We start from the raw sequence: 25,062 nt of genomic DNA, 5'->3' as shown, positions 1-25,062 counted from the left end.
GTTGGCGGGAAACAGCGCGGCGAACGGGACCCCATGCGGATCATCATCGGTATCGTCCTTCTGGTCATGTCGGCCCTGCCGGGGCTGGCCGATCGGCGCGTGGCGCTGGTGATCGGCAACGGCGCCTACCGGGCCGCGCCCGAATTGCCCAACCCCACCAACGACGCCCGCGCGATTACCGCCGCGCTGGAGGAGATCGGGTTCGAGGTGACGGCCGGGCTGGACCTGGACGGGGCGGGGCTGCGGGCGGCGATCCGCGATTTCTCGCGCCGGGCCGAGGGGGCGGATCTGGCGCTGTTCTTCTATGCCGGGCACGGCATCCAGATGGCCGGGCGCAACTACCTGATCCCGACCGACGCGGCACTGGAACGCGAGGGCGATGTCGAACTTTACGCCATGCCGCTGGACCTGGTGATCGCCGGGATGGAGCGCAGCGCCAAGACCAACGTGGTGCTGCTGGACGCCTGCCGGGACAACCCGTTCGAAACCCAGTTGGCGCGGTCGATGGGCCGGGCGCGGTCCGCGGCGCTGTTGGGGCGGGGGCTGGCCCCGGTGGAAACCGTGGGCGGCATCTTCGTGGGGTTCGCCACCGACCCGGGCAAGGTCGCCTATGACGGCGCGGGCGATCACAGCCCCTTTACCGAGGCGGTGCTGGACCATGTCGCGACCGAGGGGCTGGAAATCAACCAGATGATGACGCGGGTGCGTGCCGACGTGTTCGACACGACCGCCGGGCGGCAGCGGCCCTGGTCGACCTCGTCGCTGTTGCGGGAACTGTATCTCACCCCCGCCGAGGCGCCGCCCCCCGACGATACCGAGCGCGATATCGCGCTGTGGCAGGCGCTGGGCGAGGCGGCGGGGCCGGCGGGCTATCGCGCCTATCTCGACGCCTTCCCGCGCGGCATCTTCGCCGAGGTGGCCCGCGCCCGGCTGGGTCAGTTCGAAACCGCGGCGCTGGTGCCTGATCGCGGCACCGCGCCGCCCGAGGCACCCGCCGAGGTCGAGGCACCGCCGGTCGAAACGGCCCCGCCGCCTGCCGGTCCCACGCGCGATTGCGCGGCCTGCCCCGAACTCGTCGCCCTGCCGGGTGGCGAGACCGTTCTGGGTGCGACCGAGGCCGGGGCCCCGGCCGCCGAGAAGCCCGCCACGCCCCAGACGCTTGCGCCGTTCCTGATGGCCGCGCGCGAGGTTTCGGTCGGGCTGGTGCGCCGCTACGAGGCCGAGACCGGCCAGCAGGTGCCGCGCGGCTGTTACGTGTGGACGCCGGACGGGCGGATGCGCAAGGACGCAGCCGCCTTTTGGGGCGCGCCGGGCTATCCGGTGAACGACGCCTCGCCCGCCGCCTGCCTGAACTGGGAGGACGCCGTGCGCCTTACCGCCTGGCTGAACGAACAGGCGCCCGGCGCGGGCTATCGGCTGCCCACGGAGGGCGAATTCGAATACGCGCTGAAGGCGGGCGGCGACGGCCCCTTCCCGTGGGAGGGTGGGGCCGAGGCCGCCTGTGCCCATGCCAATGCCGCCGATGCGGAGTCGCGCTTTCGCTGGCGCAACACCGCCTGTGCCGATGGCGCGCCCGAGATCGCGGCGCGCGGCAGCTACCCGGCCAATGCCTTCGGGCTGTTCGACCTTTCGGGCAACCTGTGGGAATGGACCGCCGATTGCTGGAACGACAGCCACGCGGGCGCCCCTGCCGATGGCCGGGCGCGGACCGACGGGCGCTGTGCCTCGCGGGTGCTGCGCGGCGGATCGTGGGACGATCCGCCGGCCAACCTGCGCGTCACCTACCGGGTGGGCATCCCGGCGACCCAGCGCCAGGCCAATGTCGGCATGCGCGTGGTGCGCGACGCGCCCTGATCTGCCGGATTACTCCGCCGCGATGCCATGCGGCGTGGCCCCGGCAGCGGCGGCCTGCGGGCGACGGCGCGCCCGGGCCGCATCGCCCAGGGCAGCGGCGGCCAGCATCCCGGCGATGCCCAGCGGCGGCAGCCCCCAGGCCAGCCAGGCCTCCCCCGGCCGGGCGGCCATGGCCACCTGGAAGGCCAGCGAGATCAGCGTGCCCGTGCAGAACACCAGCAACCCCTGCCGCCCCATCAGCCGCAGCGGCGCGGCCAGCGCGCTGGCCGCCGCGGCGGTGACCGCTGGCAGGCAGGAGATCACGTAGACCATCGCCAGCACGTGCAACAGACGCGGCAGCGCAAGGAAGGTCTTGTCATGCGAGATCAGGTGGAACGGCGCCCCGGCCTTGCCCAGCAGGGACAGCTGGTGGTTCAGCCAATGGCCCAGCGGGTCGATCTTCATCCAGGCGATGACCAGCACCAGGTAGCCCACCGCCAGCCAGAACAGCCGCCGCGAGACCGGCACCAGTCGCGCGCCCTCGCGCAGGCGCAACCCGATCAACAGGCCGGTGACGAACACCGCCTGCCAGGCCAGCGGGTTGAAGAACCAGCCGCCCGGGTTGGGATAGTTCGGCAGGTTGAGCCGCCACAGACCGGCCGCGAACCACAGCCCCGCCGCCAGCGCGGCCAGCGCCAGCGGGCGGCGCAGCCCGATCACCAGGGCCAGCGGCGTGCAGAGCAGCAGCACCGAATAGGCCGGCAGGATGTTCACGTACCCCAGCTGGTGCGTCAGCGCCGGGATGCCCACCAGTGCCGCGCCGGTATTCTCGAACACCTGGCGCAGGTTGATCTTGGTCAGCAGTCCGGGCAGGTCGAAGGTGGACGCCCCCCAGGCAAAGATCGCGATCGCCCAGACGGTCAGGAACAGTTGCGAAAGATATAGCGTCCAGGCCCGGCCCCAGACCGGCCGGACCGCCGCCCACAGCCCGTCACGCGCCAGCGCGCCCGGCAGGAACCGGCCCGAATAGGCCAGCCCCGCGGCGATGCCCGACATCACGAAGAACGACTCGGCCGCGTCGGAAAACCCGAAATTGCGCAGGGTGAAATGTTCGTAGGGGTTGCCGGGCACGTGGTCGACGAAGATCATCACCAGCGCAAGCCCGCGGAACGCGTCGATCCGGGGATCGCGCGGCCGTTTCGCCGGGGCCGTGGGATCAGGCCGCCGCATCGAACGCTACCGTCTCTTGGGCGGGCGCGGTCCATCGCGCGTGCCACGCGTGGAAGGCACGGATCACCGGTGCGGGGTCGGTCTCGTCGGGGGTGGTGAACAGCCCCCCGCCCAGCGGGTGCGACGTGGCCCAGATCAGCAGCGGCGCGGCCAGCATCGGCAGGCAGACCGGCAACAGCCACACGGTCAGCGCAGGCGCCACCGCCTTGACCGCGGCCAGTGACAGCGCGCCGAGGGCGAGGATCCAGAAGCCCGCGCCCAGGCTCGCCCGCAGGCTCAGCCGGCCTTCGCCGCGCTGGTTCGCGGGCCAGCCGCCGTCGCGGCCCGACAGCACCTGCAGGACCGCGCGCGACTGGTAGGCCAGCATCAGGGGCGCCAGCACGGAAGACAGCAGGATTTCCACCATCACCGACCCCGCGGCCCGCGCCCGCCCGCCGAAGCCCCGCGCCCGGCCCGAAAGCGCGGCGCTGCCGAGGATCGAGAACTTGGGCAGCACCAGAAGCCCCACGATGCCGATGGCCAGCGTGATGATTTCCTTGGTCCGGTCGGAGGGGAAGACCGGGAACAGCTGGTAGGGTTCGGGGAAATAGTCGGGCGGCGGCGCGGTCACGGTGGCGGCGATCGAGGCCACCAGGAACCCCGCCCACAAGAGCGAGGCGAGATAGGCGAAGATGCCCTGGAAGAAGACGAACCTGCTCCACGGGGCCAGGCCGGGCGCGGTCAGCAGGCGGGCGTGCTGCAGGTTGCCCTGGCACCAGCGCCGGTCGCGGCGGGCATGGGCCAGGATGTTGTCGGGGCCTTCCTCGTAAGACCCTTCGATGGTCTCGTCGAGTTCGACCTTCCAGCCGGCGCGCGCCAGAAGTGCCGCCTCGACATAGTCGTGGCTGAGGATATGCCCGCCAAAGGGCGGCGGGCCCGACAGCGCCGGCAGGCCGCAGCTTTCGGCGAAGGCGCGCACCCGGACGATGGCGTTATGGCCCCAGAACGGCCCCGTCGCGCCCTGCATCCGCGCCAGCCCGCGGGCGAAAACGGGGGCGTGGAAGGCGGCCGAGAACTGCATCGCCCGGCCGAACAGCGACCGCGCTGCGATCACCTTGGGCAGGGTCTGCAACAGCCCCAGCCGCGGGTCGGCCTGCATCCGCGCGATCATCTGGCGGATCGTCTCGCCCTCCATCAGGCTGTCGGCGTCCAGGATCACGGCAAAGCGATAGGCCCCGCCCGAGGTCCTGATGAACTCCTCGATATTGCCGGCCTTGCGCCCGCGATTGTCGGTCCGGCGGCGATAGAACAGCCGCCCCGCGCCCCCGGTTTCGGCCAGAAGGCGCGCAAAGGCGTCGCGCTCGCGCTGGGCGGCGGCGGGGTCCTGGGTGTCGGACAGAACCGCGATATCGACAGTCAGCCCCGCCGCGCGGATCGAGCCGTCCATCGCCGCGATGCGGGCGAAGGTGGCCACCGGGTCCTCGTTGCACACGGGCACCAGCACGACGGTCGGCGGGTGCGGCATCACCAGGGGCACCGGGGCGGCGCGGCGGCGGCGCGGCGCCAGCCCGGCGAACGCGCCCGCGGCCCCCCAGGCGAGCCACGCGGTGGTCGCGAAGATCAGCACCGTGCGCACCACGTCCCAGCCATGCAGGCCGTCCTGGGTCGCGGCCTCGGCCAGCAGGGCGGCCGCCGCCCCCGCGGCCAGCGCGGCAAAGGCAAGCGCCGCCGCCCGCAGCGCGCGGGTGGGCATGTCGGGGGAAAGGGGGCCGGGCATGGCGGGGCCTAGCCGTGCTGAACCGGGCGCAGCAGGCGCATCAGCCAGGCGAGAACGCCCTCGTGGCGCGGTGCCTGCTCCAGCACCTGGCGCGGCATGTCCAGCGGCGCGGCGGGCGGCGCCCAATGGGTGGCCTCGATCGCAAGCGCGGTTTCGGGGTCGATGATACGCTCTGCACTCATTCCTTGATCCATTGGTAAAGCCAGGTTTCGCTGAGAGGCCTGCCATAACCCGCAAGCTCGGCGCGCAGTTCCACCAGGGCGCCGGGTTCGGCGCGCGCCTCGATCACCAGCCGCCAGGTCTGGGTGCCGGAAATGCGCGACAGCACGGTTTCCACGATCTCGCCGCCGCTGGCATGCACCTGCGGTTCGATCTCGGCATCGTCGGGCAGGCCCGACAGCGTGCCGCCTGCGAAATCGACCACGAACTTGCGCCGGTCATGGCCGCCCTCGACGCCCGAGACGCCGCCCTTGCCGACACGCGTCCGCACGATCCGCGCGCGTTCGGTGCAGGCCGCGCCCGGCGGCGTCGCGCCCCAGTGCATACGGTAGGCGAATTCCAGCGCGTCACCCTTGCGGGCGGGCGCGTCGGGCACCCAGAACGCCACGATGTTGTCGTTGCCCTCCAGGTCGGAGGGGATTTCCACCAGCCGGACCGTGCCCTTGCCCCAGTCGCCCAGCGGTTCCACCATCAGCGAGGGGCGGCGTTCGTAATGGGCGCCCGCGTCCAGGTAGCTGTCGAAGGCACGGTCGCGCTGGACCAGCCCGAAGGATACCGGGTCGCGGGTGCCCAGGTAGGAACTGGCCAGGCGCGGCGGGTTGTTCAGCGGGCGCACGAAGGTTTCACCGCCGCGCGTGTTCAGCACCAGCACCTCGCTGTCATGCACGCGGGGGCGGAAATCGTCGAACGTGCCGTGGTCGTTGTCGCCCAGCAGGTACATCGAGGTCAGCGGCGCGACGCCCAGTTGCGCCACGTCCTCGCGCAGGAACAGCCGCGCAGTGACGTCGATCACGGTGTTTTCGCCCGGCCGCACCACGAAGCGGAAGGCGCCCGTCGCAGACGGGCTTTCCAGTGCGGCATGCAGGGTCACGTGGTCGGCGCCCGGGGCGGGGCGTTCGATCCAGAACGCGCTGAAGCGGGGGAATTCCTCGCCCTTGCCGATCGCGGTGTTGATCGCAAGACCCCGCGCGCTGAGGCCATAGACATTGCCCCGGCCCAGTGCCCGGAAATAGGACGCGCCCAGGAACACCACCACCTCGTCGAAGATGTCGGCCCGGTTCAGCGGCGCGTGCAGCCGGAACCCCGCGACGGTGGGCAGGGCCAGCCCCGCGGGCACGCGGTCGGCCAACGCGCCGTCATATTCGAAATCCTCGGCCGAGAAGGCCATCGGCCGTTCGGTCCCGTCCACCACCTCGTACAGCGTGACCGGCGCCTTGTAGAGCCAGCCGGGGTGGAAGGCATGCAGCCGGAACGCCGCCTCGGTGCCGGACCAGCGGGCATGGTCGGGGCGAAAGCGGATCCGGCGATAGGCGTCGTAATCCAGCCCGGCGATCACGCCTTCGGGTTCGGGCGGGCTGCGGTAGGGCGTGGCGGCCAGCGCGCGCATCCGCTCGGCGAGCGCGTCGAACGAGAACGGTGCGGGGGGCATCGCCATCGGTTCGGCCTGCTGCGCCGCCGCAATCGGCGGCAACAGCGCGGCGGCCGCGGCCGTGCCGGCCAGCGCGGCCAGCGTCTGGCGTCGTGTCATGAAAGACCTGCCGGACCCGTGCCCGGTAGTCGAAAAGCCTGGCTTCATGGGGCGCCCCTTGCGCAGCAGCTCGCATCTATTGGTTGCCACGAGAAAAGCGGTTTGTCCCGGTGTGTCGTGATTCCGTCATGCTGCACGGCAGAATCACGCCGCTCCGCGGCATTCCGTGAGCGGAATTTGGTGTATCTTTCGGCGGCTGCAATCTCTCTTTGAGGAGAAGTGCGGAGTTTGGCCGCTAAACCTGTGGCTGATCGGCGGAAACCTGCTTACAGGCTTGGGTTTGCGCCGTTTTTCCGGGCCGGCGACGAGCCGGGGATGCGACCTTTTCTCGCGCCGCGCCATGGGGCAGAACGGGGCGGCAACCGGGGCCGGCGGCCCTGCAGGAACGGGAAGCCATCGCGATGACGGGGACGACACTGGCGATCGGGGCCTATGACGCGGACGACCTGGCCGCGCTGCGCGATGAACTGGGGGCGGCGCATGTCGCGGGGCCGGACCTGCTGGGCGGGCTGGACCAGGCCACGCGTGCCGCCGTCACCGCCGTGGCCTATAGCGGGCAGGCCCGGTTCGGCGCGGCCCAGATGGACCTGTTGCCCAGGCTGGGGATCGTGGCGAATTACGGCGTCGGGTATGACGCGATCGACCTGGCCGCGGCGCGGGCCCGCGGCGTGGCCGTGACCAACACGCCGGGGGTGCTGACCGATGACGTGGCCGACCTGGCGGTGGCGATGTTGCTGACGCAGGCGCGTGGCCTGGTCGCGGCCGACCGGTTCGTGCGCTCGGGCGGTTGGGCCGGGGGCGGGGCCTGGCCGCTGCAGCGCAAGATCGGCGGGGCGCGGGCCGGTATCCTGGGGCTGGGCCGGATCGGGCGGGCCATCGCGACCCGGCTGGCGGCCTTCGGCATGGAGATCCACTATCATTCCCGTGCCCCGAAACAGACGCCGGGCTGGGCCTTTCATGCCGACCCGGTGGAACTGGCGCGCGGGGTGGATTTCCTGGTCGTGGCGCTGGTCGGTGGCCCCGAGACGGCGGGGTATGTCTCGGCCGCGGTGATCGAGGCGCTGGGCCCGGCGGGCGTGTTGGTCAACATCGCGCGCGGCAGTTGCGTCGACGAGACGGCGCTGCTGGACGCGCTGGAAACGGGGCGGCTGGGCGGGGCGGCGCTGGACGTTTTCCGCAACGAACCCGATATCGACCCGCGGTTTCATGCCTTGTCGAACGTGCTGCTGCAACCCCACCAGGGCTCGGCCACCCATGCGACGCGGGCCGCGATGGCCAGGCTGCAGCGCGACAACATCGCCGCCTTTCACGCCGGTCGCCCGCTGCCGACCCCGGTCGTCTAGGGGCGGGCGCGGCAAGCGGGGCGATCGTCACCGCGCCGCGCCGCCCTCGATCGCCCCCCGCACCAGCGCGCCGGGCGCCCGGATCACCCGCCCGGCCAGCGCCATCGCCGCCGCGGCCGCCTCGCGCGGCGATTGTGCCTGCGCCAGCCCCGCGATCAGCCCGGCGGCAAAGCTGTCGCCCGCGGCGGTCGTGTCCACGACGCGCGGCACGGGCGCGGGCGTCAGCGTGGTCGCGCCCCCGCCCGCCTGCCAAAGCACCACCGGCCCCGCCCCCTGCTTGACCGCCACCAGCCCCGCGCCAAGGCCACCATAGCGCGCGATCGTCGCGGCCGGGTCCGCATCGCCGAACAGCGCCGTTTCCTCGTCGAAGGACGGCAGCACGATATCGGCGACCGACGCGCCCAGGGTCAGCCCCGCGCGCATCGCGTCCTCATCCTCCCACAGCCGCGGGCGCAGGTTCGTATCGAACACAACCCGCGCCCCCGCCGCCCGGGCGCAGGCCAGCGCGTCGCACAGCCGTTCCCGGCTGTCCGGCCTGAGGATCGCCAGCGATATTCCTGAAAAATGGATAAAATTCCGCCCCGAAAGGGCCGCGTCCAGCCAATCGGGATCGTCGGCCAAGGCGCGCGCCGCGGATTGCCCGCGCCAATAGGAAAAGCTGCGCTCGCCCCCGGCCAGCGCAATCATGTAAAGCCCCACGGTGCGGTCGGGCAGCCGGCGGATCGGCGCGGTGTCGATCCCCTCTGCCGCCATGAAATCCACCATCTCGCGGGAGACCGCGTCGGTGCCCACGCAACTTGCATAGGCCACCGACCAGTCCGCCGGCAAAAGGCGGCGCGCGTACCAGGCGGTGTTGAACGTGTCCCCCGCAAAGCCACGCCGGTAAAGCCCCCCGCCCGTCGGGGCCAGTTCCACCATGCATTCGCCCAGCGCCAGGACCGAACTCACGACAGGCCCCGCGGCGGGATGGGGCCGGTGGCGATGGGGGCGGGCGCCATGGGGCCTCCGTCAGCTTTCGGGCGGCAGCATCTTGCCGGGGTTCAGGATGTTCGCCGGGTCCCAGGCTGCCTTGATCGCCCGCATCCAGGCCAGCGCGGGCCCGTGTTCGGCGGCCATGTATTTCTGCTTGCCCAGCCCGATCCCGTGCTCGCCCGTCACCGTGCCGCCCAGCCGCAGGGCGGTTTCGGCCAGACGCCCCGAGAAATCCAGCACCCGGGCCATTTCCGCCGCGTCCTCGGGGTTCACCCGCACGCCGCAATGGAAATTCCCGTCGCCGACATGGCCCACGATGGCGCTGGTCAGGCCCATGGTGCGGGCCAGGTCCTGCGCCTCGACCACCGCCTCGGCCAGCGTGGAGATCGGCACGCAGACATCGGTGGCCAGCGTCCGCTTGCCCGGCTCCAGCGCGCCGGTGGCGTAATGGGCGTTGTGCCGCATCGCCCACAGCGCGCTGCGCGCCTCGGTCGTGGTGGCGTCCTGCCAGCCCGCGACGCCGAACTCGGCCGCGATCTCGCGGAAGGCGGCGGCCTGCTCGGCCACGGCCGTGGGCGCGCCGTGGAATTCCAGGAAAAGATGCGGTTTCTCTGGCAGGTCGGTGCCGGAATGCAGGTTGAAGCCGCGCACCATCATCTCGTCCACCAGTTCGATCCGGGCCATCGGGATGGCCGACTGGATCACCAGGATCACGCAATTCACGGCATCCGCCACGGTCGGAAACCGGCAGGTCGCCGCGGCCACCGCCTCGGGCAACGGGTGCAGGCGCAGTGTCAGTTCGGTCAGGATGCCCAGCGTGCCCTCGCTGCCCACCAGCAGATGCGTCAGGTCGTAGCCCGCGGAGGATTTGCGTGCCTGGCTGCCGGTGCGAATGATCGACCCGTCCGCCATCACCGCCTGCAACGCCAGCACGTTCTCGCGCATCGTGCCATAGCGCACGGCGGTCGTGCCGCTGGCCCGCGTCGCGGCCATCCCCCCCAGCGAGGCGTCGGCGCCCGGATCGACCGGAAAGAACAGCCCCGTCGCGCGCAGTTCCTCATTCAGCCGTGTGCGCGTCACGCCGGGCTGGACCACCGCGTTCAGATCCTCGGCATTGACCGCCAGAACCCGGTCCATCCGCGACAGGTCCAGGCTGATGCCCCCCCGGATGGCCAGGTGCTGCCCCTCCAGCGAGGTGCCCGTGCCATAGGCGGTGACCGGCGTGCCATCGGCGGCGCAGGCCCGCACGATCGCCGCCACCTCCTCGGGCGTTTCGGGAAAGGCCACCGCGTCGGGGGGTGCCAGTGCGTAATGCGCCTCGCTGCGGCCGTGCTGCTCGCACACCGAGGCGCCGCGCGACAGGCGCGGGCCCAGCATGGCGGCGATGTCGTCCATGGCGCTCATCGGCAGGCTCCTCGTGGTGAACCGCCCCCTTGAACACCCGAAGGGCAGGCGGCTGCAAGGGCCATGGCGGTGCTGGGGACCAAGCGCGCCAATCCGGGCCGGGACTCGCGGCATCTTCTTCTGGCCGAAAATATCCCGGGGGGTCTGGGGGGCAACGCCCCCCAGCCGGTCGCTCCGGCGTCAGCCGGGGCGAAACCCGCATCACGCGACCGCCCGCCTAGCCATGGCTTGCCAGCAGCGCGCGCAGGTCGGCCAGCGTGTTGGCCTCCTCCACCGGCTTGTCGCGGCGCCAGCGCGCCATCCGCGGAAAGCGCAGCGCGACCCCCGATTTGTGGCGCGGGCTTTCCTGTATCCCCTCGAAGGCGATCTCGAAGACATGTTCGGGTTTCACCTGCCGCACCGGGCCAAAGCGTTGCAGCGTGTTCCTGCGCACCCAGGTGGTGATCTCGCGGAACTCGGCATCGGTCAGCCCGGAATAGGCCTTGGTAAAGGGCACCAACTGGTCCCCGTCCCAGACCGCGAAGGTGAAATCGGTATACAGCGTCGCGCGCCGCCCGTGGCCCGCCTGGGCATAGATCATCACCGCGTCCACGCTCAGCGGGTCCAGCTTCCATTTCCACCAGTCGCCCTTCTTGCGCCCCGCAAGGTAGGGGGCGCCCGCGCGTTTCAGCATCACGCCCTCGGCGCCGGCGGCGCGCGCGCCGGCGCGCGCTTCGGCCAGCGCCCCCCAGTCGCCGAACGGCAAGAGCGGCGACAGCCGCAGGGGGCTTTCCGCCGGCAGCCCGGCGAACAGGTCTTCCAGCCGCGCGCGGCGGTCGGCCAGCGGCGTTTGCCGGAGATCGCGGCCGCCCTGCTCCAACAGGTCATAGGCCTTCAGCACCACCGGCGCCTCGGCCAGCAGTTTCTTGGGCACGGTCTTGCGGGTGATCCGCTTTTGCAGCGCGGCGAAGGGCAGGGGGGCGTCGACGCGCCACGCCAGGATTTCGCCGTCGATCACCGTGCCCTCGGGCAGGAAATCGCGCGCGGCGACCAGCTCGGGGAAGCGGTCGGTCATCAGTTCCTCGCCGCGCGACCAGACGAAATGTTCGCCTCCCCGCACGATCAGCTGGCCGCGGATGCCGTCCCACTTGTATTCCGCCAGCCAGTCGCCCGCCCCGCCCAATGCCTCGGGGCCGTCCTCGACCTGGTAGGCCAGGTAGAACGGGTAGGGGCGCGACAGCGCGGCGGCGGGGTCGGGCGCCTCGATCAGCCCCTGCCAGGAGACCGTGGCGGGGGTCCAGTCGCCCATCAGCCGGTGCGCCAGTTCCGCCTCGTCGATCCCGGTCGCGCGGGACAGTGCGCGGGTCATCAGCTTCTGGCTGACGCCGACGCGGAACCCCCCGGTGATCAGCTTGTTGAACAGGAATCGTTCGGTGCCGTCGAGCCCGTCCCAGGCGGCGAGGATGCGCGCCTTGCGCTCGGGTTCCTCGACCGCGGCCAGCGCGCCGATCTCCGCCATCCAGTCCGACAGGCTGGCCGTGCTGGTTCCGGTCGCGGGCGGCAGGACCAGCGCGATGGTCTCGGCCAGATCGCCCACCACCGGGTAACATTCCTCGAACAACCACAGTGGCAGGCCCGCGCGTTCCGCCGCCCATTCCCTCAGCCGCGTGGTCGTCACCGCCCGGCGCGGCCGGCGGCCGGACAACAGCGCCACGGTCCACAGCCGGTCATCCTCGGGCGCCTCGGTGAAATAGGCGGCCAGCGCGTCGACCTTGGCGGTGGTTTTCGTCGTGCGGTCCAGCGCGGTGAACAGGGCGGCGAAACGCTTCATGCCTCGTCCTCTGCCCGGTCGAGGCTTTCCCCTTCGAAGGCGGTCTGGACGATTTCCGCCTCATAGCCCTGCTCGACCAGCCAGCGGCGAAACACGCTGGTATAGCCGTGGGTGACGAAGACCCGTTCGGCCCCGGTTTCGCGGATCGCGGTGTTCAGCCCCGCCCAGTCGGCATGGTCGGACAGGACGAAGCCCCGGTCGGCGGCGCGCCTGCGGCGCACGCCCCGAAGCGCCATCCAGCCCGAGGCGAAGCCGGTCGCGGCCGGCCCAAAGCACCGCGCCCACGGCCCGCCCAGCGCCGAGGGCGGCGCAAGGACCAGCCCGCCCGCATGGGCCTTGAGGTCGGTGTCGGGGGTGACCGGCACGGTTTCGGGTAGCGCGATGCCCTGCGCGCGCATCACCGCGCAGGTCGCCTCGACCGCGCCATGGGTCAGGATCGGGCCCGTCGCGGCATCCACCCCCGCCAGCAGCCGCTGCGCCTTGCCCAGCGCATAGGCGCCCAGCAGCGTGAACCGCCCCCGGGCCGCGTTCCCGGCCCACCAGGCGTTGATCCCGGCGAACACCTCGGCCTGCGGCGCCCATTTGAACACGGGCAGCCCGAAGGTGCATTCGCTGATGAAGGCATGGGCGCGCACCGGTTCGAACGGTTCGGACAGCCCGTCCTCCTCCAGCTTGTAATCGCCCGAGACGACCCAGACCTCGCCGCCCACCTCCACCCGGATTTGCGCGGAACCCGGCACATGCCCCGCCGGGTGGAACGACACGGTCGCATCGCCGATCCGCCGCGCCTTGCCATAGCCGACGGTTTCCAGCGCGATATCGCCCAGCCGGTGGCGCATCACGGGCGCGGCGGGGGCGGTCGCCAGGTAGTGCCGGTGGCCGGGGCGGGCGTGGTCGGCATGGCCGTGGGTGATGAGCGCGCGGTCCACCGGACGCCAGGGGTCGATGAAGAAATCGCCCGCGGGGCAATAGATGCCGCGCTCGGTGAAGGTCAGGACGGACATGGGGCGCAGTATAGGGCGCGCGGCGCGGCGCGCCATGGGCCCGGCCGGGTCAGGCGCGCAGCGCGTCCGCGTCGCCGCGCGCGGGAAGCGGCCGGGGCGGCGTGGCGTGGCGGGTGAAATGTTCGGCGGTTTCGTCGAAGACGCGGGCGCGGGTGGCGGCGCCTTCCATCATCACCTCGTGGCGGGCGCCCGCGACCTCGCGCAGCGTGCCCGCGGCCCAGGCGCCCTTGAGCGTGCGGATCGCGTTGGGGCAGACGATGCGTTCCTCGCTGCCCAGGTAGGTCAGCGCCGGCACCGCGGGCGGGGCCATGCGCACCAGCGCGCGGGTTTCGCGCAGCGCCTCGTGCAGCCAGGTCAGGCTGGGCCCGCCCAGCGCCATCTCGGGGCGCGCGGCGATCTGGCGGCGCATATAGCCGAACATCTCGGGATCTGCGGTCAGCTCGTTTTCCTCGAAACTGCTGGCCATCACATAGGCATCGCCCCCGCGCCCCGGCGTTACCCGTCCGCCCAGGCCCAGCGGGCGGCTGGCGGCGCTGATCATCCAGGCGGCGGGGCGCATCAGGGGCGTCATCCTTATGCCCCACATCGGCGCGGTGAACACCGCCGAGGCGACGTCCAGACCGCCGTGCAGCGCACGCAGCCCGATGCAGCCGCCCATCGAATGGGCCAACAGGTGGAACGGGCGCGGCAGGCCCAGCGCCGCCGCCGCGCGGGTCACGGCCTCGACATCGCGCTGATAGGCGTCGAACCGGTCGACATGGCCCAGGATCGGATCGTCATGCAACCGGTCGGCCAGCCCCTGGCCGCGCCAGTCGACCGCCACCGTGGCAAAGCCGCGCGCGGCCAGGTCGGCGGCGGCGCGGCCGTATTTTTCGGCGTATTCGGTGCGGCCGGGAAACAGCAGCACCGTGGCCCGCGCCCCCTGCGCGCCCCAGACGGCGATCCTCAGCCGCACCCCGTCGCCCGCCCGTATCCAGAACGCGGCGGCGTCCCCGGGCCCCTCGGCGATATCGTTGTAAAGCGGCGCTGGTTCCATTTGCCCTAGGTTAGGTCAGGTGAATATCTGGGCAAGCTGCATCGCCTTGCCCATGTCGCCCTCGATCTTGAGCTTGCCGGTCATGAAGGCGGCGGTCGGGTTCAACTCGCCCTCCATCATCGACCGGAACGTGTCCAGCGTGGCGATCAGCGTGACGTCGGCATTCGCCTCGCCGGCATGCGCGCCGCTCGAATCGACGATCACGTCGCCCTCGTCCTCGATCGCGAACTTGGCGACCCCGTCAAAGCCCCCGTCGATCTTGTCGTTCAGCATTTCCACGACCTTGTCGATCACGTCGCTCATGGGCATCCTCCGATTGTGAACGCGGGGCCTGTCGCTTTTCCCGCCGGTTGCGCTATCCTTGGCTGTTATGGGCATGCGGCGTCACATTCTCAATCCCGTCGTAACGGCAATTTGCCTCGTACTTGCGCTGTCTGCGCCGGTGCGGGCCGACGAGGCGCGGGCGGCCGAACTTCTGGACGAGTTGCAGACCCCCGACCTGCCGAACTGGAAACAGGTCGAGGAGGCGATCTGGGCGGAATGGGCGAAATCCGGATCGCCCTCGATGGACCTGCTGCTGAAACGCGGGCGCGAGGCGGTCGAGGCGGGCGCGTTCGACACCGCCATCGCGCACCTGACCGCGCTGACCGACCACGCGCCCGATTTCGCCGAAGGCTTCAACGCGCGCGCCATCGCCTATTTCAAGGCCGGTCTCTACGGCCCTGCCATCGCCGATATCGCCCGCACGCTGGACCTGAACCCGCGCCATTTCGGGGCGCTGACGGGGCTGGGCGCGATCCTCGAAGAGACCGGGCGTTACGACGCCGCGCTGGAGGCGGTGCGCGCCGCGCGCGCTATACATCCCCACGATCCTGACCTAGAAGAGGCCGAGAAACGGCTGGAGCTGCTGACATCCGGCCGCACGCTCTGAGGCTGGGCGAAAGGGCAGAGAATGTCAGACCAGGCGAGGATCACCGCGGTCCTCGGGCCGACCAATACCGGCAAGACCCATTACGCGATCGAGCGGATGCTGGCGCACCGGACGGGCGTGATCGGCCTGCCGCTGCGCCTTTTGGCGCGCGAGGTCTATGACCGGATCGTGGGGTTGCGCGGGCCGTCCTGCGTGGCGCTGGTCACCGGCGAGGAACGCATCGTGCCGGACCGGGCGCAATACTGGGTCTGCACGGCGGAAGCCATGCCCACCGGCACCGGCGCCGATTTCCTGGCGGTGGACGAAATCCAGCTTTGCGCCGACCCGGAGCGGGGGCATGTCTTCACCGACCGGCTGTTGAACGCGCGCGGCCATCATGAAACCCTGTTCCTGGGCGCCGAAACCATGCGGGGCGCCATCGCGGCCCTTGTTCCCCGCGCGCAATTCATGCGCCGCGAGCGATTTTCGGAACTGACCTATACCGGCTCGAAAAAGATCAGCCGAATGCCGCCGCGCTCGGCCATCGTGGGGTTCTCGGTCGAGAACGTCTATGCCATCGCGGAACTGATCCGCCGGCAAAAGGGCGGCTGCGCGGTGGTGATGGGCGCGCTGAGCCCCCGCACCCGCAACGCCCAGGTCGAGTTGTATCAGAACGGCGATGTCGATTACCTGGTGGCGACGGACGCCATCGGCATGGGGCTGAACCTCGATATCAAGCACGTGGCCTTTTCCAGCCTGTCGAAATTCGACGGGCGGCGGATGCGGCCGCTGATGCCGAACGAACTGGCCCAGATCGCGGGCCGCGCGGGGCGCCACACCCAGGCCGGTACCTTCGGCGTCACCGGCGAGGCGCGCCCGCTGGACGCGGAAATCGCCGAGGCCATCGTCGAGAACCGTTTCGCCCCCGTGAAAAAGCTGCAATGGCGCAACGCGCGGCTGGATTTCGGCACGCCCGAGCGGCTGATCGCCGCGCTCGAGGCGCGCGCCGAGGGCGACTGGCTGACCCGCGCGCGCGAGGCTGACGACCTGCACGCGCTGAAAACGCTGGCCGCGCTGCCCGAGTTGCGCGACCGGCTGGGCGATGCGCGGGACGTGAAACTTTTGTGGGATGTCTGCCGGATACCCGATTTCCGCGGCATTTCCGCGGCCGAACATACCGGCATGCTGGAACGCATCTTCGGTTTCCTGCACGAGGGCGGCCGCGTGCCCGACGACTGGCTGGCCCGCCAGGTGAAACGAATCGACCGGACAGATGGCGACATTGACACGCTGTCGAAACGTCTGGCGTATATCCGCACCTGGACATATGTCGCACAGCGCACGGGCTGGGTGGCCGACGAAGCCCATTGGCGCGGCCTGACCCGCGCTGTAGAAGACCGCCTGTCCGACGCGCTGCACGGCGCGCTGACGCAAAGATTTGTTGACCGGCGGACGAGTGTGCTCCTTCGCCGGTTGAAGCAGAAGGAGAGCCTTGTGGCCGAGGTGAACGACAAGGGTGAGGTGACGGTCGAGGGGGAATTCATCGGCCGTCTGGAGGGGTTCCGGTTCCGTCAGGACGCCTCTGCCAGCCCCGACGAGGCGCGCACCCTGCGCCAGGCGGCGCTGGCGGCGCTTGGCCCCGAATTCCACCTGCGCGCCGACCGGTTCTACAATTCCCCCGATACCGAGCTTGATTACACCGAGCAGGGCGGGTTGATGTGGGGCGAGCATGCGGTGGGCAAGCTGGTGGCCGGCGCCGACCCGCTGAAACCCGTGGTCGAGGCCTTAGTCGACGAAGAGGCCGGCGCCGAGGTCATCGAGAAGGTGCGCCGCCGGCTGCAGCATTTCATCGACCGCCGGGTGGCAACCCTGTTCGAGCCGCTCTTGAACCTGCAGCGCGACGAGTCGCTGACCGGGCTGACCCGCGGCTTTGCCTTCCGCATGGTCGAGGCGATGGGCGTGCTGCCGCGCGAAGGTGTCGCGAACGAGGTCAAGGAACTGGACCAGGATGCGCGCGCCGCGTTGCGCAAGCATGGCATAAGGTTCGGCCAGTTCACCATCTTCATGCCGCTCTTGCTGAAACCCGCGCCGACCCGGCTGCGGCTGGTGCTGTGGTCGCTGTCCCGGGGGCTGGACGAGTTCCCCGAAAGCCCGCCGCCGGGGCTGGTGACGATCCCCGCGGGCGAGGGCGTGGCGCCCGAGGTGCACACGCTGTCGGGCTATCGCGCGGCGGGGGCCCGGGCGATCCGCATCGACATGCTGGAGCGGCTGGCCGACATGCTGCGCGCCGAGAATACCCGCGGCGGGTTCGAGGCCAAGGCCGACATGCTGTCGATCACCGGCACCACGCTGGACCAGTTCGCCGACCTGATGCAGGGGCTGGGCTACACGGCCGAGCGCGGCGAGCGGCCCAAGGTCAAGGCCGCGCCTGCCCCCGCGCCCCAGGCCCCCGAGGCGGAGGCCGCCGTGGACACATCCGCAACGCCCGCCGAGGGCACGGCGGACACGCCCGCCGCGGACGCCGAGACAGCGCCGGCCGAGGCCGCGACCGAAACCCCGGCAGAAACGCCCGTCGCGGAAACGCCCCCGGCCGAGGTGCCCGCCGAGACCGCCGCGGCGAGCGCGGCAGAACCCGAGATCGAGGTGTTCTATACCTTCTCCTGGGCGCCCCGGCGCAAGGGCGGTGGTCACCGCCCGCGCGGCGACAAGCCCCAGGGCAAGGGCGGCAAGCCGCGCGGCAAGCCCAAGGGCAAGCATGGCGGCGGTCCGCGTTCCGACAAGCCGCAAAGCTTCCAGGCGCGCCCGCCCCGCAAGGAAAAGGCGATCGACCCCGACAACCCCTTCGCCGCCGCGCTGATGGGGCTGCGGGACAAGCAGTAACCGCGTGACCGAGGTCGCCCGTCCGACGATCCGGCTGGACAAGTGGCTCTGGCATGCGCGGTTCTTCAAGACGCGCACGCTGGCCGCCCGGGTTGTCTCGGGCGGCCATGTGCGCATCAACGCGACCCGCACCGACAAGCCCGGCGCCCGCGTCGGCCCGGGCGACACGCTGACCTTTCCGCAGGGCCGCGACATCCGGGTGGTGCGCATCCTGGCGCCGGGTGTGCGCCGGGGGCCCGCGACCGAGGCGCGCACCCTGTACCAGGACTTGACCCCGATCAAGGAAAGCCCCCCCGAAAATCCGCGATACGAGGGGGGCGGACGGCCCACCAAGAAGGATCGCCGCCAGATCGACGAGCGCCGAAAACCCCCGCTTGAATGATCCGCCCCGGTGTTCTAGTTCGAACCCCAAAAGGAAAACGCGAGTCTGCAAATGACCTATGTCGTCACCGACAACTGCATCGCCTGCAAATACACCGACTGTGTCGAGGTCTGCCCCGTGGATTGTTTCTACGAGGGTGAGAACATGCTGGTGATCCACCCCGACGAGTGCATCGACTGCGGCGTGTGCGAACCCGAGTGCCCGGCCGACGCGATCCGGCCCGACACCGAACCGGACATGGACGAGTGGGTCGAGTTCAACCGCAAGTATTCCGAGATCTGGCCGGTGATCATCACCCGCAAGGACCCGCTGCCCGAGGCCCAGGAACGCGACGGCGAAACCGGCAAGCGCGAGAAGTACTTCTCCGAGGCGCCGGGCGAGGGCGGCTGAGGGCCGATTCGGCTTTCCTGCCCATTTCGTGGGCAGGAAATGGCATTGGATGCCAAGGGATTGACCGGGCTTCTGCACCGCGGCGCTTTCATTGCGCCGGTTTTTGTGTTATCTTCTCTTCATAAATGGCTGACCGAATCCTGAGTCCCACGCGCAGATTTCACCGTCTGCGGGGTGGTTTTTCAGCGCCAGAGCATCCACGTGACCGGAAAACATGTTTTCCGGACGCCGCTTTTGTAGCTGTCCAGGTGGTCCAAGCGAGGAAAAACTGAATGACGAAGACCAAGAAAGCCGAGTTCCGCCCCAACGATTACGTCGTCTACCCCGCCCATGGCGTGGGGCAGATCGTGTCGATCGAGGAGCAGGAGATCGCGGGGATCCCGCTCGAGCTCTTTGTGATCTCGTTCGAGAAAGACAAGATGACGCTTCGCGTGCCGACCAACAAGGCCAGCGAGGTGGGGATGCGCTCGCTCTCGACCCCGGATGTCGTGTCCAAGGCGATGGCCACGCTGAAAGGCAAGGCCAAGGTGAAGCGCGCGATGTGGTCGCGCCGCGCCCAGGAATACGAACAGAAGATCAATTCCGGCGACCTGATCTCGATCGCCGAGGTGGTGCGCGACCTGCACCGCACCGACGATCAGCGCGAACAGTCCTATTCCGAGCGTCAGCTTTACGAAGCCGCGCTGGAACGGCTGACCCGCGAGGTCGCCGCGGTGTCCGGCGCCGACGAGGCCGCCGCGCAGAAGCAGGTGGACGAGGTGCTGGTCTCGCGCGCCGCCTGATCGCTGTCGATCACGCTTTCCGGGCCGTGGCGTTCGCGCCGCGGCCCTTTTTCATGGCCGCCCTCAGCCGCCGGGCAGGTCCAGCACGACGTTGCGGCCGTTCTTGACATAGCGCAGCTGGCTTTCGCCGATCGCGGCGACCCGGCCGCCGTCGATCCGGTCACCGACCTTCACCTTTTCATAGCGGCCGCTGGGCAGGCGCACCAGCGCGCGCCGGTCACCCGACGCCCCGTAGACCCCGATCAGGTTAACCTCGCGCAGGTTGATGGCGTTTTCCACCGTGGCCTGGCGCGCGACATTGGCGCTGGTGGGCAGGCGGGGTGCGGGGGCGGCGGCACTGGGCGGCACCGCGGGCGCGGCCGAGGCCACCCGGTCGGCCAGGTCCGAGGGGCGCGCGGCGGGCCGGATCGAGCTGCCGATGGCCAGTTCCGATTCGGCGGCATCGGCCTCGGCTTCGGTGTCCTCGGCAAGGGCGGCTTCCAGCGCGGCCTCGATATCGGCGCCCAGCGTCGGGTCGGGATCGGGCAGGTCCGGCGCAGTTGCGGTCTCGGGTATGTCCGGGCGCGGGCGCGGGCGAAGCCCGGGATCGGGCGCCGGCACCGGCGCGGGGGCCAGCGCCGCGGGCACCAGCGCTTCGGGCCGCAGACGCGGGCGATAGGGCGCCAGCCGCGTCGCGGTCGCGGCATCGGTCGCGATCACCGCGGTGTCGGGCAAAGCGGGCATTGCCGGCCCGGCGTCGTTCCCGGCGGTCTCGGGGGGGGCGTCGGGTGCCGGCCGGATGTCTTCCCCCGGCGGCGGCACGCTGCCCGTCCGGGCCCGCGCATCCGTGTCGGGCGCCGGGGGGGGCTCGGCCTCGGCCTCGGGCGCGGGGGCCGCGGTGTCCGGGGCAATCGCTGCGGGTTCGGGCGCGGGCGCCGTTTCGGCGGGGCGCGCGGGCGGGGTCACCGGCGGTGGGCCGATCGTGACCGGCACCACCAGTTCGGGCCGCGGCGGCGGCGTCAGGTCGGGGCGCCCCTCGATCACGATCACGCCCTCGGGCACCGGGGCCGGTTCCAATGGCACGGCGGCGGGCGGTGCGGCTGTGGTTTCGACGGGGGCTGCTGCCGCTGTGCGGGCATCGGGCGCCTCGGGGTCGACCGCGGGTTCTGGCGTGCGGCCGCGCGGCATCACAGGGGGCGGCCCGGCAAAGACCAGCACCCCCTCGGGCGTCAGCGCGCCTTCGGGTGTCGCCTCGACCAGGCCGCGCGCGTCGACCACGAAGGTCTGGTCCGGGCCGGGCGGATCGGGCTGCAAGGGCAGCGCCTGATCATTCGCGCGGCTGTCGCGCGGATCGGGCAGGCGCACGGCCTGCGGCGGGCGGATCGACGGGTCGAGTGCCGCCACGTACAGGTCTTCGATCCGGTCCTGCGGCGGGGCGGTCATCGGCTCGGGCGCCAACTGCCACACCCCCGTGCTGGCATAGGCCTCGGCCGCGGCGGTTTCGTCAAGTGCGGGTGTGGGGGCGGCCGGGGCGGGCTCGGCCCCCGCATCGGGCAGCGCCGCGTCGCGCGTCGGGGCATCCTCGGCCACCGACGGCATGGCAGGCGGCGTCAGCGCAGGCGGCGCGGTCACGGGTTCGTCGGGCAGGACGGCAAGTTCGCGGCCACCGGCAGGCGGCGTGTCCGATATGCGTGCGACCGGGGCGGGGGCGGTGACGGGCGCCGACGCCTGCGGGGCCTCGGCCCCCTCGGGGCCATCGGGCAGCAAGGACCAGAGCGACACCCCGGCCATCGCCAGAACCAGCGTGCCGGTCAGCGCCAGAACCAGCCGCAGGCCCGCGCGGCCGGGGGCGGCGGGGCGGGCGGCAAGCGCGGTGTCGATCGGAAAGGCCGGCTGGCGCGGCGCGGCGGCGGCAGGTCGGGGGGGCGCGACGATCGGCGCCCGGCGGGCCGGCGTTGGCGGCGGCGTGGTACTGGTCGGGGTGTCCGCCGTGACCTTGGGCGGGGTGTGCGGCGCGGTGGGGGCCGGGTCGGCGCCCGGCGGGGTCAGCGTCAGCCGCGAAGGCGCGGGGGGCGCCGGCGGGACGTCGCCGCCGCCAGGGACGGCGGGCTCGTCTTCCCCGCGCCGACGCGAGGCAAAGGGCAGGGCAGGCACCTCGGGCGGGGCGTTGGCCTGGGCCGCCTCGTCCCGGCGCGGGGGCGCGGGGGCGGGCCCCGGTTCGGGCGTGCGCGGCGGTGCCGCGGTTTGGGCGGCCGGCACGTCGGGGGGGCTGGGCGGTGCGGCAGGCTTGGCCCGGGCGGCGGGCGGCACCGGCTTGGGCCGGGCCTTGGCGGCGGGTCTGGCCGGTTCGGGCGCATCGTCGCCCGTGGCGTAATCGGCCATGCCGCCGGGGCGAACCGGGCGTCCGTCGGGTTCGGGCTTTTCGCCCTTGCCCAACAGGTCGCGCGCGGCGGCGGTCGGTCCGAAGAACGCCTCGCCCTTGAACTTGTCCGCCGGGGGGGCGGCGACGCAGCACACCGGGTTGAACGCGTGCTGAACGGCAAAGGCCTCGGCCTCGTCCAGGGTTTCGCGCGCGACGGCGGCGATCCGCGCCGTGCCGTCGCCGACCTCCTGCCAGTCGAACACGATCTCGTCCAGCGCATAGGGGGTCAGCCCGTCCAGCCCCCGCCTGAGACTGGCGCGTTTCTCGGCCGGGCTGTCGCCGGTGATCGGCAGCGTCGTGTAAAGCAACTGGCTGTCGGGAATGACGAGCTTTGTCAGAAGCTTGCCCGCGGCCAACCCTTCGGCGGTGCCGCGCATGAGCCGCAAGGTCTCGCCCAGGCCGGGATCGTCCAGCGACACGTCGCCCAGCCTCTGCCACCCACCCCTTGCGCGGTGCAGCAGGCCGATCCCGTCCTCGGAGAGAGTCAGCGCAAAACCTGGCTTCATTACCGCTTTCTAAACCGGCCCCCCACCGGTGCCAAACCGGAGTCTGGGGACTATAGCAGGAAAACGCCGAAGCTTAGAAGGGGCATGAGGCATTCGGCATGTCGAAGCCCGCGCGGCGGGCGGTGCCCGGGGTCTGCCCGGGGCCCGCCGCCGCGCGGGTCGCCGGGCTCAGACCTTGGCCAATGCCTGGTCGAGATCGGCGATCAGGTCGTCGGCATCCTCGATCCCGATCGACAGCCGCACCACGTTGGGCGCGGCGCCGGCGGCCACCTGCTGTGCCTCGCTCAGCTGCCGGTGCGTGGTCGAGGCCGAGTGGATGATCAGCGAGCGCGTATCGCCCAGGTTCGCCACGTGGCTGAACAGGTTCACCGAATCGACCAGTTTCACGCAGGCCTCGTAACCGTCCTTCAGCGCGAAGGTGAACAGCCCCCCCGCCCCCTTGGGGCAGATCCGCGCGACCCGGTCGTGCCAGGGCGAGGACGGCAGCCCGGCATAGGTGACGGCGGCGACCTTGGGGTGGGTTTCCAGCCAGGACGCCACCTTGACCGCGTTCTCGGTGTGCCGCTCCATCCGGAGCGACAGCGTCTCGATCCCCATCAGCGTGTAATGGGCGGCCTGCGGGTTCATCGTCATGCCGAGATCGCGCAGGCCCACCGCGATGCCGTGGAAGGTAAAGGCAAGGGGGCCGAAGGTCTCGTGGAATTTCAGCCCGTGATAGGCGGGTTCCGGCTCGGCAAGCGAGGGGAACTTGCCCGAGGCGGACCAGTCGAAACGCCCCGAATCCACGATGGCGCCGCCCGTGACCGTTCCGTTGCCGGTCAGGTATTTCGTGGTCGAATGCACCACCAGCGTGGCGCCGTGGTCGATCGGCCGGCAGAGATAGGGCGTGGCCGAGGTATTGTCGACGATCAGCGGCAGGCCCGCCGCATCGGCCACCCCCGCGATGGCGTCGAGATCGGTGATATAGCCGCCCGGGTTCGCGATCGCCTCGCAGAAGATCGCGCGGGTGTCGTCGTCGATGGCGGCCTTGACCGCGTCGAGATCGTCGAAATCGACGAACTTGGCCGACCAGCCGAAGCGGCGGATGGTCTGGCTGAACTGGGTGACCGTGCCACCGTAAAGCCGGGTGGAGGCGACGATGTTGCGCCCCGGCCCCATCAGCGGGAACAGCGCCATGATCTGCGCGGCATGCCCCGAGGAACAGCACACCCCGCCCACGCCCCCTTCCAGCGTGGCGATGCGTTCGGCCAGCACGGCGACGGTGGGGTTGGTCAGCCGCGAATAGATGTAGCCGACCTCTTGCAGGTTGAAGAGCGCCGCGGCGTGGTCGGCATCGCGGAACACATAGGCCGTGGTCTGGTAGATCGGTGTCTGCCGCGCGCCGGTGGCCGGATCGGGCCGCGCGCCCGCATGCACCTGCAACGTGTCGAAGCCGTAAGTGGGGCCCTCGCTCATCGGAACTCTCCCTGTTTCCCGTGTCGCGCAAGGATTAGGCCATCGCCCGCGCCCCGGCAACATCGCGCGCGGGGAAAGCATCGGGGCGCGGACGCCATTCACCGATCCCGATGGGGGCGCGCGGGATGGCCCCGCCATGTTCGGCCGGCCCACGTGGTCGCCTTTGCGATTTCGCCTTGGCTTCGCCAAGTCGACCCGCGCGGGGGGCGCTGCCCCCCGCGACCCCCCGGAGTATTTGCGCCAAGAAAAAGAACGCGGCGGCCTTTTCCGGCCTGGACGATCCGGGAAGTGCAGCGCCCTTGCCCCGCGCTCCATGGCAAGGAGGCGCGCGAGGCTAGAGCGCGCCCAGCCCTTTCAGGATGTCTTTCAGTTCCGCCACCTGTACCGCGCTCAGCGGGGCCTGCGGGGCGACCGGGGGGCCGACCTCGAAGCCTTGCAGCGTCAGCCCCGCCTTGATCGCCGCGGCCAGGTTGAACCGGGCGAAGGCCTCGTTCACGGCCCAGAGGCGGCGTTGCAAGTCCATCGCCGCGTCCCAGTCGCCCGCGCGGCACAGCCGGTAAAGCTCGGCGCTTTGGGCGGGCACGATGCAGGACGGCCCGGCCATCCAGCCCAGCCCCCCGATCATCATCACCGCCACCGTGATATGCGAACTGGCCGCGAAGACGCCGATCCGGTCGCCGCAGCGGTTCAGGATCGACAACAGCCGCCCGGTATTGGTCGAGGCGTCCTTGAGATAGGCGATGCGCGGGTGGCTGCTGAGCGTCTCGATCGCCGACAGCGACAGGTCGGACCGCTGGAAGTTCGGGTTGGTATACATCGTGACGGGCAGGTCGGTCGCATCGGCCACGGCGGTAAAATAGTCGACCACGCCCGTCTCGGGCACCGGGAAATAGGCCTCCATCACCGCGAGGATCCCGTCCGCCCCCAGCGCGGACCAGTCGCGTGCCTGGCTGACCGCATCGGCCGTGGCGGTGGACGCGACCCCCGCGATCACCGGCACCCGGCCCGCCGCGGCCGAGACCACCGTTTCCACCACGTGGGCCTTCTGCTCACGCGTCAGGTAGGCGAATTCGCCGGTGGAGCCGAGCGGGCACAGCCCCTGCACGCCTTGGTCGATCAGGTGGTCGCAAAGCCGGGTCAGGACAGGGCGGTTCACCTGGCCGGCCGCGTCCAGCGGGGTTGCGATATAGGGGATCACCCCGTGCAGGGTTTCGGTCATGT

The 25,062-nt window shown here is 70.9% G+C and carries 20 protein-coding genes; 7 read left to right on the top strand and 13 right to left on the bottom strand.

What is annotated here, in order from left to right:
* Positions 1-33 precede the first annotated feature (33 nt).
* Positions 34-1,854: an SUMF1/EgtB/PvdO family nonheme iron enzyme gene (locus EV662_RS05555; RefSeq protein ID WP_132461138.1), complete on the top strand. Its 1,821-nt coding sequence runs from the start codon at positions 34-36 to the stop codon at positions 1,852-1,854.
* Between the two features lie 9 nt (positions 1,855-1,863).
* Here the strand turns inward: EV662_RS05555 and EV662_RS05550 are convergent, their stop codons facing one another.
* The 4 genes from EV662_RS05550 to EV662_RS05540 are packed head-to-tail and all read right to left on the bottom strand — an operon-like array spanning position 1,864 to position 6,566.
* A complete protein-coding gene (locus EV662_RS05550) occupies positions 1,864-3,063 on the bottom strand; it encodes an OpgC family protein (protein ID WP_132461137.1) in 1,200 nt (399 codons plus the stop codon).
* Positions 3,050-4,819, bottom strand: coding sequence for a glucans biosynthesis glucosyltransferase MdoH (gene mdoH / locus EV662_RS05545; protein ID WP_132461136.1), 1,770 nt, complete (start codon positions 4,817-4,819; stop codon positions 3,050-3,052). Before mdoH ends, EV662_RS05550 begins: the two co-directional genes overlap by 14 nt.
* Before the next feature lie 8 nt (positions 4,820-4,827).
* Positions 4,828-5,001, bottom strand: coding sequence for a hypothetical protein (locus EV662_RS19465; RefSeq protein WP_165915530.1), 174 nt, complete (start codon positions 4,999-5,001; stop codon positions 4,828-4,830).
* Entirely contained in the window at positions 4,998-6,566 is a 1,569-nt protein-coding gene (locus EV662_RS05540; RefSeq protein ID WP_243695773.1) for an OpgD/OpgG family glucan biosynthesis protein, read from the bottom strand. Before EV662_RS05540 ends, EV662_RS19465 begins: the two co-directional genes overlap by 4 nt.
* Before the next feature lie 401 nt (positions 6,567-6,967).
* On the opposite strand from EV662_RS05540, the gene EV662_RS05535 reads away from it, so the two are divergent.
* Positions 6,968-7,909, top strand: a complete 942-nt coding sequence (locus EV662_RS05535; protein WP_132461134.1) for a 2-hydroxyacid dehydrogenase — start codon at positions 6,968-6,970, stop codon at positions 7,907-7,909.
* A 27-nt stretch (positions 7,910-7,936) separates the two neighbouring features.
* Here EV662_RS05535 and EV662_RS05530 read toward each other — a convergent pair whose 3' ends face one another.
* From EV662_RS05530 to EV662_RS05505, 6 genes are all read right to left on the bottom strand, one after another.
* Positions 7,937-8,857 (bottom strand): sugar kinase, encoded by a 921-nt coding sequence (locus EV662_RS05530; protein WP_132461133.1) that lies wholly within the window; start codon positions 8,855-8,857, stop codon positions 7,937-7,939.
* 60 nt (positions 8,858-8,917) lie between these two features.
* Positions 8,918-10,285 (bottom strand): FAD-binding oxidoreductase, encoded by a 1,368-nt coding sequence (locus EV662_RS05525; protein ID WP_132461132.1) that lies wholly within the window; start codon positions 10,283-10,285, stop codon positions 8,918-8,920.
* A 217-nt stretch (positions 10,286-10,502) separates the two neighbouring features.
* Positions 10,503-12,095: an ATP-dependent DNA ligase gene (locus EV662_RS05520; RefSeq protein ID WP_132461131.1), complete on the bottom strand. Its 1,593-nt coding sequence runs from the start codon at positions 12,093-12,095 to the stop codon at positions 10,503-10,505.
* Entirely contained in the window at positions 12,092-13,099 is a 1,008-nt protein-coding gene (locus tag EV662_RS05515) for a ligase-associated DNA damage response exonuclease (RefSeq protein WP_132461130.1), read from the bottom strand. Before EV662_RS05515 ends, EV662_RS05520 begins: the two co-directional genes overlap by 4 nt.
* A gap of 49 nt (positions 13,100-13,148) precedes the next feature.
* Complete coding sequence (locus EV662_RS05510) at positions 13,149-14,135, bottom strand: alpha/beta fold hydrolase (protein ID WP_132461129.1); 987 nt, start codon at positions 14,133-14,135, stop codon at positions 13,149-13,151.
* 15 nt (positions 14,136-14,150) lie between these two features.
* Entirely contained in the window at positions 14,151-14,438 is a 288-nt protein-coding gene (locus EV662_RS05505; protein WP_132461128.1) for an SCP2 sterol-binding domain-containing protein, read from the bottom strand.
* Positions 14,439-14,511: 73 nt separating this feature from the next.
* On the opposite strand from EV662_RS05505, the gene EV662_RS05500 reads away from it, so the two are divergent.
* The 5 genes from EV662_RS05500 (at position 14,512) to EV662_RS05480 (ending at position 19,479) form a co-directional block, all read left to right on the top strand.
* The gene (locus EV662_RS05500; protein ID WP_132461127.1) at positions 14,512-15,066 is read left to right on the top strand and encodes a tetratricopeptide repeat protein; all 555 of its coding nucleotides are present in this window, start codon (positions 14,512-14,514) and stop codon (positions 15,064-15,066) included.
* A 21-nt stretch (positions 15,067-15,087) separates the two neighbouring features.
* The gene (locus EV662_RS05495) at positions 15,088-17,925 is read left to right on the top strand and encodes a helicase-related protein (protein ID WP_132461126.1); all 2,838 of its coding nucleotides are present in this window, start codon (positions 15,088-15,090) and stop codon (positions 17,923-17,925) included.
* Positions 17,926-17,929: 4 nt separating this feature from the next.
* Positions 17,930-18,307, top strand: a complete 378-nt coding sequence (locus EV662_RS05490) for an RNA-binding S4 domain-containing protein (RefSeq protein WP_132461125.1) — start codon at positions 17,930-17,932, stop codon at positions 18,305-18,307.
* A gap of 51 nt (positions 18,308-18,358) precedes the next feature.
* Positions 18,359-18,697, top strand: a complete 339-nt coding sequence (fdxA, locus tag EV662_RS05485) for a ferredoxin FdxA (protein WP_132461124.1) — start codon at positions 18,359-18,361, stop codon at positions 18,695-18,697.
* A 272-nt stretch (positions 18,698-18,969) separates the two neighbouring features.
* On the top strand, positions 18,970-19,479 hold the full coding sequence (locus EV662_RS05480; RefSeq protein WP_132461123.1) for a CarD family transcriptional regulator: 510 nt from the start codon (positions 18,970-18,972) through the stop codon (positions 19,477-19,479).
* A gap of 63 nt (positions 19,480-19,542) precedes the next feature.
* On the opposite strand, the gene EV662_RS05475 is transcribed toward EV662_RS05480, so the two are convergent.
* From EV662_RS05475 to EV662_RS05465, 3 genes are all read right to left on the bottom strand, one after another.
* Complete coding sequence (locus tag EV662_RS05475) at positions 19,543-22,386, bottom strand: hypothetical protein (RefSeq protein WP_132461122.1); 2,844 nt, start codon at positions 22,384-22,386, stop codon at positions 19,543-19,545.
* A gap of 168 nt (positions 22,387-22,554) precedes the next feature.
* Positions 22,555-23,841, bottom strand: coding sequence for an O-acetylhomoserine aminocarboxypropyltransferase/cysteine synthase family protein (locus tag EV662_RS05470; RefSeq protein ID WP_132461121.1), 1,287 nt, complete (start codon positions 23,839-23,841; stop codon positions 22,555-22,557).
* Between the two features lie 334 nt (positions 23,842-24,175).
* The gene (locus EV662_RS05465; protein WP_132461120.1) at positions 24,176-25,060 is read right to left on the bottom strand and encodes a dihydrodipicolinate synthase family protein; all 885 of its coding nucleotides are present in this window, start codon (positions 25,058-25,060) and stop codon (positions 24,176-24,178) included.
* Between the last annotated feature and the right edge of the window lie 2 nt (positions 25,061-25,062).

This window comes from Rhodovulum marinum, assembly GCF_004343075.1.
Lineage (GTDB): Bacteria > Pseudomonadota > Alphaproteobacteria > Rhodobacterales > Rhodobacteraceae > Rhodovulum > Rhodovulum marinum.
The sequence above is the reverse complement of the archived record's forward strand: the minus strand, read 5'-3'. Positions and strand labels throughout refer to the sequence as shown.

Bases quoted from the DNA above. Each gene is read 5' to 3' on its own strand.
- EV662_RS05540 (WP_243695773.1), bottom strand. From the start codon at position 6,566: ATGACACGACGCCAGACGCTGGCCGCGCTGGCCGGCACGGCCGCGGCC.
- EV662_RS05495 (WP_132461126.1), top strand. From the start codon at position 15,088: ATGTCAGACCAGGCGAGGATCACCGCGGTCCTCGGGCCGACCAATACC.
- EV662_RS19465 (WP_165915530.1), bottom strand. From the start codon at position 5,001: ATGAGTGCAGAGCGTATCATCGACCCCGAAACCGCGCTTGCGATCGAG.
- EV662_RS05510 (WP_132461129.1), bottom strand. From the start codon at position 14,135: ATGGAACCAGCGCCGCTTTACAACGATATCGCCGAGGGGCCCGGGGAC.
- EV662_RS05555 (WP_132461138.1), top strand. From the start codon at position 34: ATGCGGATCATCATCGGTATCGTCCTTCTGGTCATGTCGGCCCTGCCG.
- EV662_RS05505 (WP_132461128.1), bottom strand. From the start codon at position 14,438: ATGAGCGACGTGATCGACAAGGTCGTGGAAATGCTGAACGACAAGATC.
- EV662_RS05525 (WP_132461132.1), bottom strand. From the start codon at position 10,285: ATGAGCGCCATGGACGACATCGCCGCCATGCTGGGCCCGCGCCTGTCG.
- EV662_RS05480 (WP_132461123.1), top strand. From the start codon at position 18,970: ATGACGAAGACCAAGAAAGCCGAGTTCCGCCCCAACGATTACGTCGTC.
- EV662_RS05475 (WP_132461122.1), bottom strand. From the start codon at position 22,386: ATGAAGCCAGGTTTTGCGCTGACTCTCTCCGAGGACGGGATCGGCCTG.
- mdoH (WP_132461136.1), bottom strand. From the start codon at position 4,819: ATGCCCGGCCCCCTTTCCCCCGACATGCCCACCCGCGCGCTGCGGGCG.
- EV662_RS05515 (WP_132461130.1), bottom strand. From the start codon at position 13,099: ATGTCCGTCCTGACCTTCACCGAGCGCGGCATCTATTGCCCCGCGGGC.
- EV662_RS05520 (WP_132461131.1), bottom strand. From the start codon at position 12,095: ATGAAGCGTTTCGCCGCCCTGTTCACCGCGCTGGACCGCACGACGAAA.
- EV662_RS05535 (WP_132461134.1), top strand. From the start codon at position 6,968: ATGACGGGGACGACACTGGCGATCGGGGCCTATGACGCGGACGACCTG.
- EV662_RS05550 (WP_132461137.1), bottom strand. From the start codon at position 3,063: ATGCGGCGGCCTGATCCCACGGCCCCGGCGAAACGGCCGCGCGATCCC.
- EV662_RS05470 (WP_132461121.1), bottom strand. From the start codon at position 23,841: ATGAGCGAGGGCCCCACTTACGGCTTCGACACGTTGCAGGTGCATGCG.
- fdxA (WP_132461124.1), top strand. From the start codon at position 18,359: ATGACCTATGTCGTCACCGACAACTGCATCGCCTGCAAATACACCGAC.
- EV662_RS05465 (WP_132461120.1), bottom strand. From the start codon at position 25,060: ATGACCGAAACCCTGCACGGGGTGATCCCCTATATCGCAACCCCGCTG.
- EV662_RS05500 (WP_132461127.1), top strand. From the start codon at position 14,512: ATGCGGCGTCACATTCTCAATCCCGTCGTAACGGCAATTTGCCTCGTA.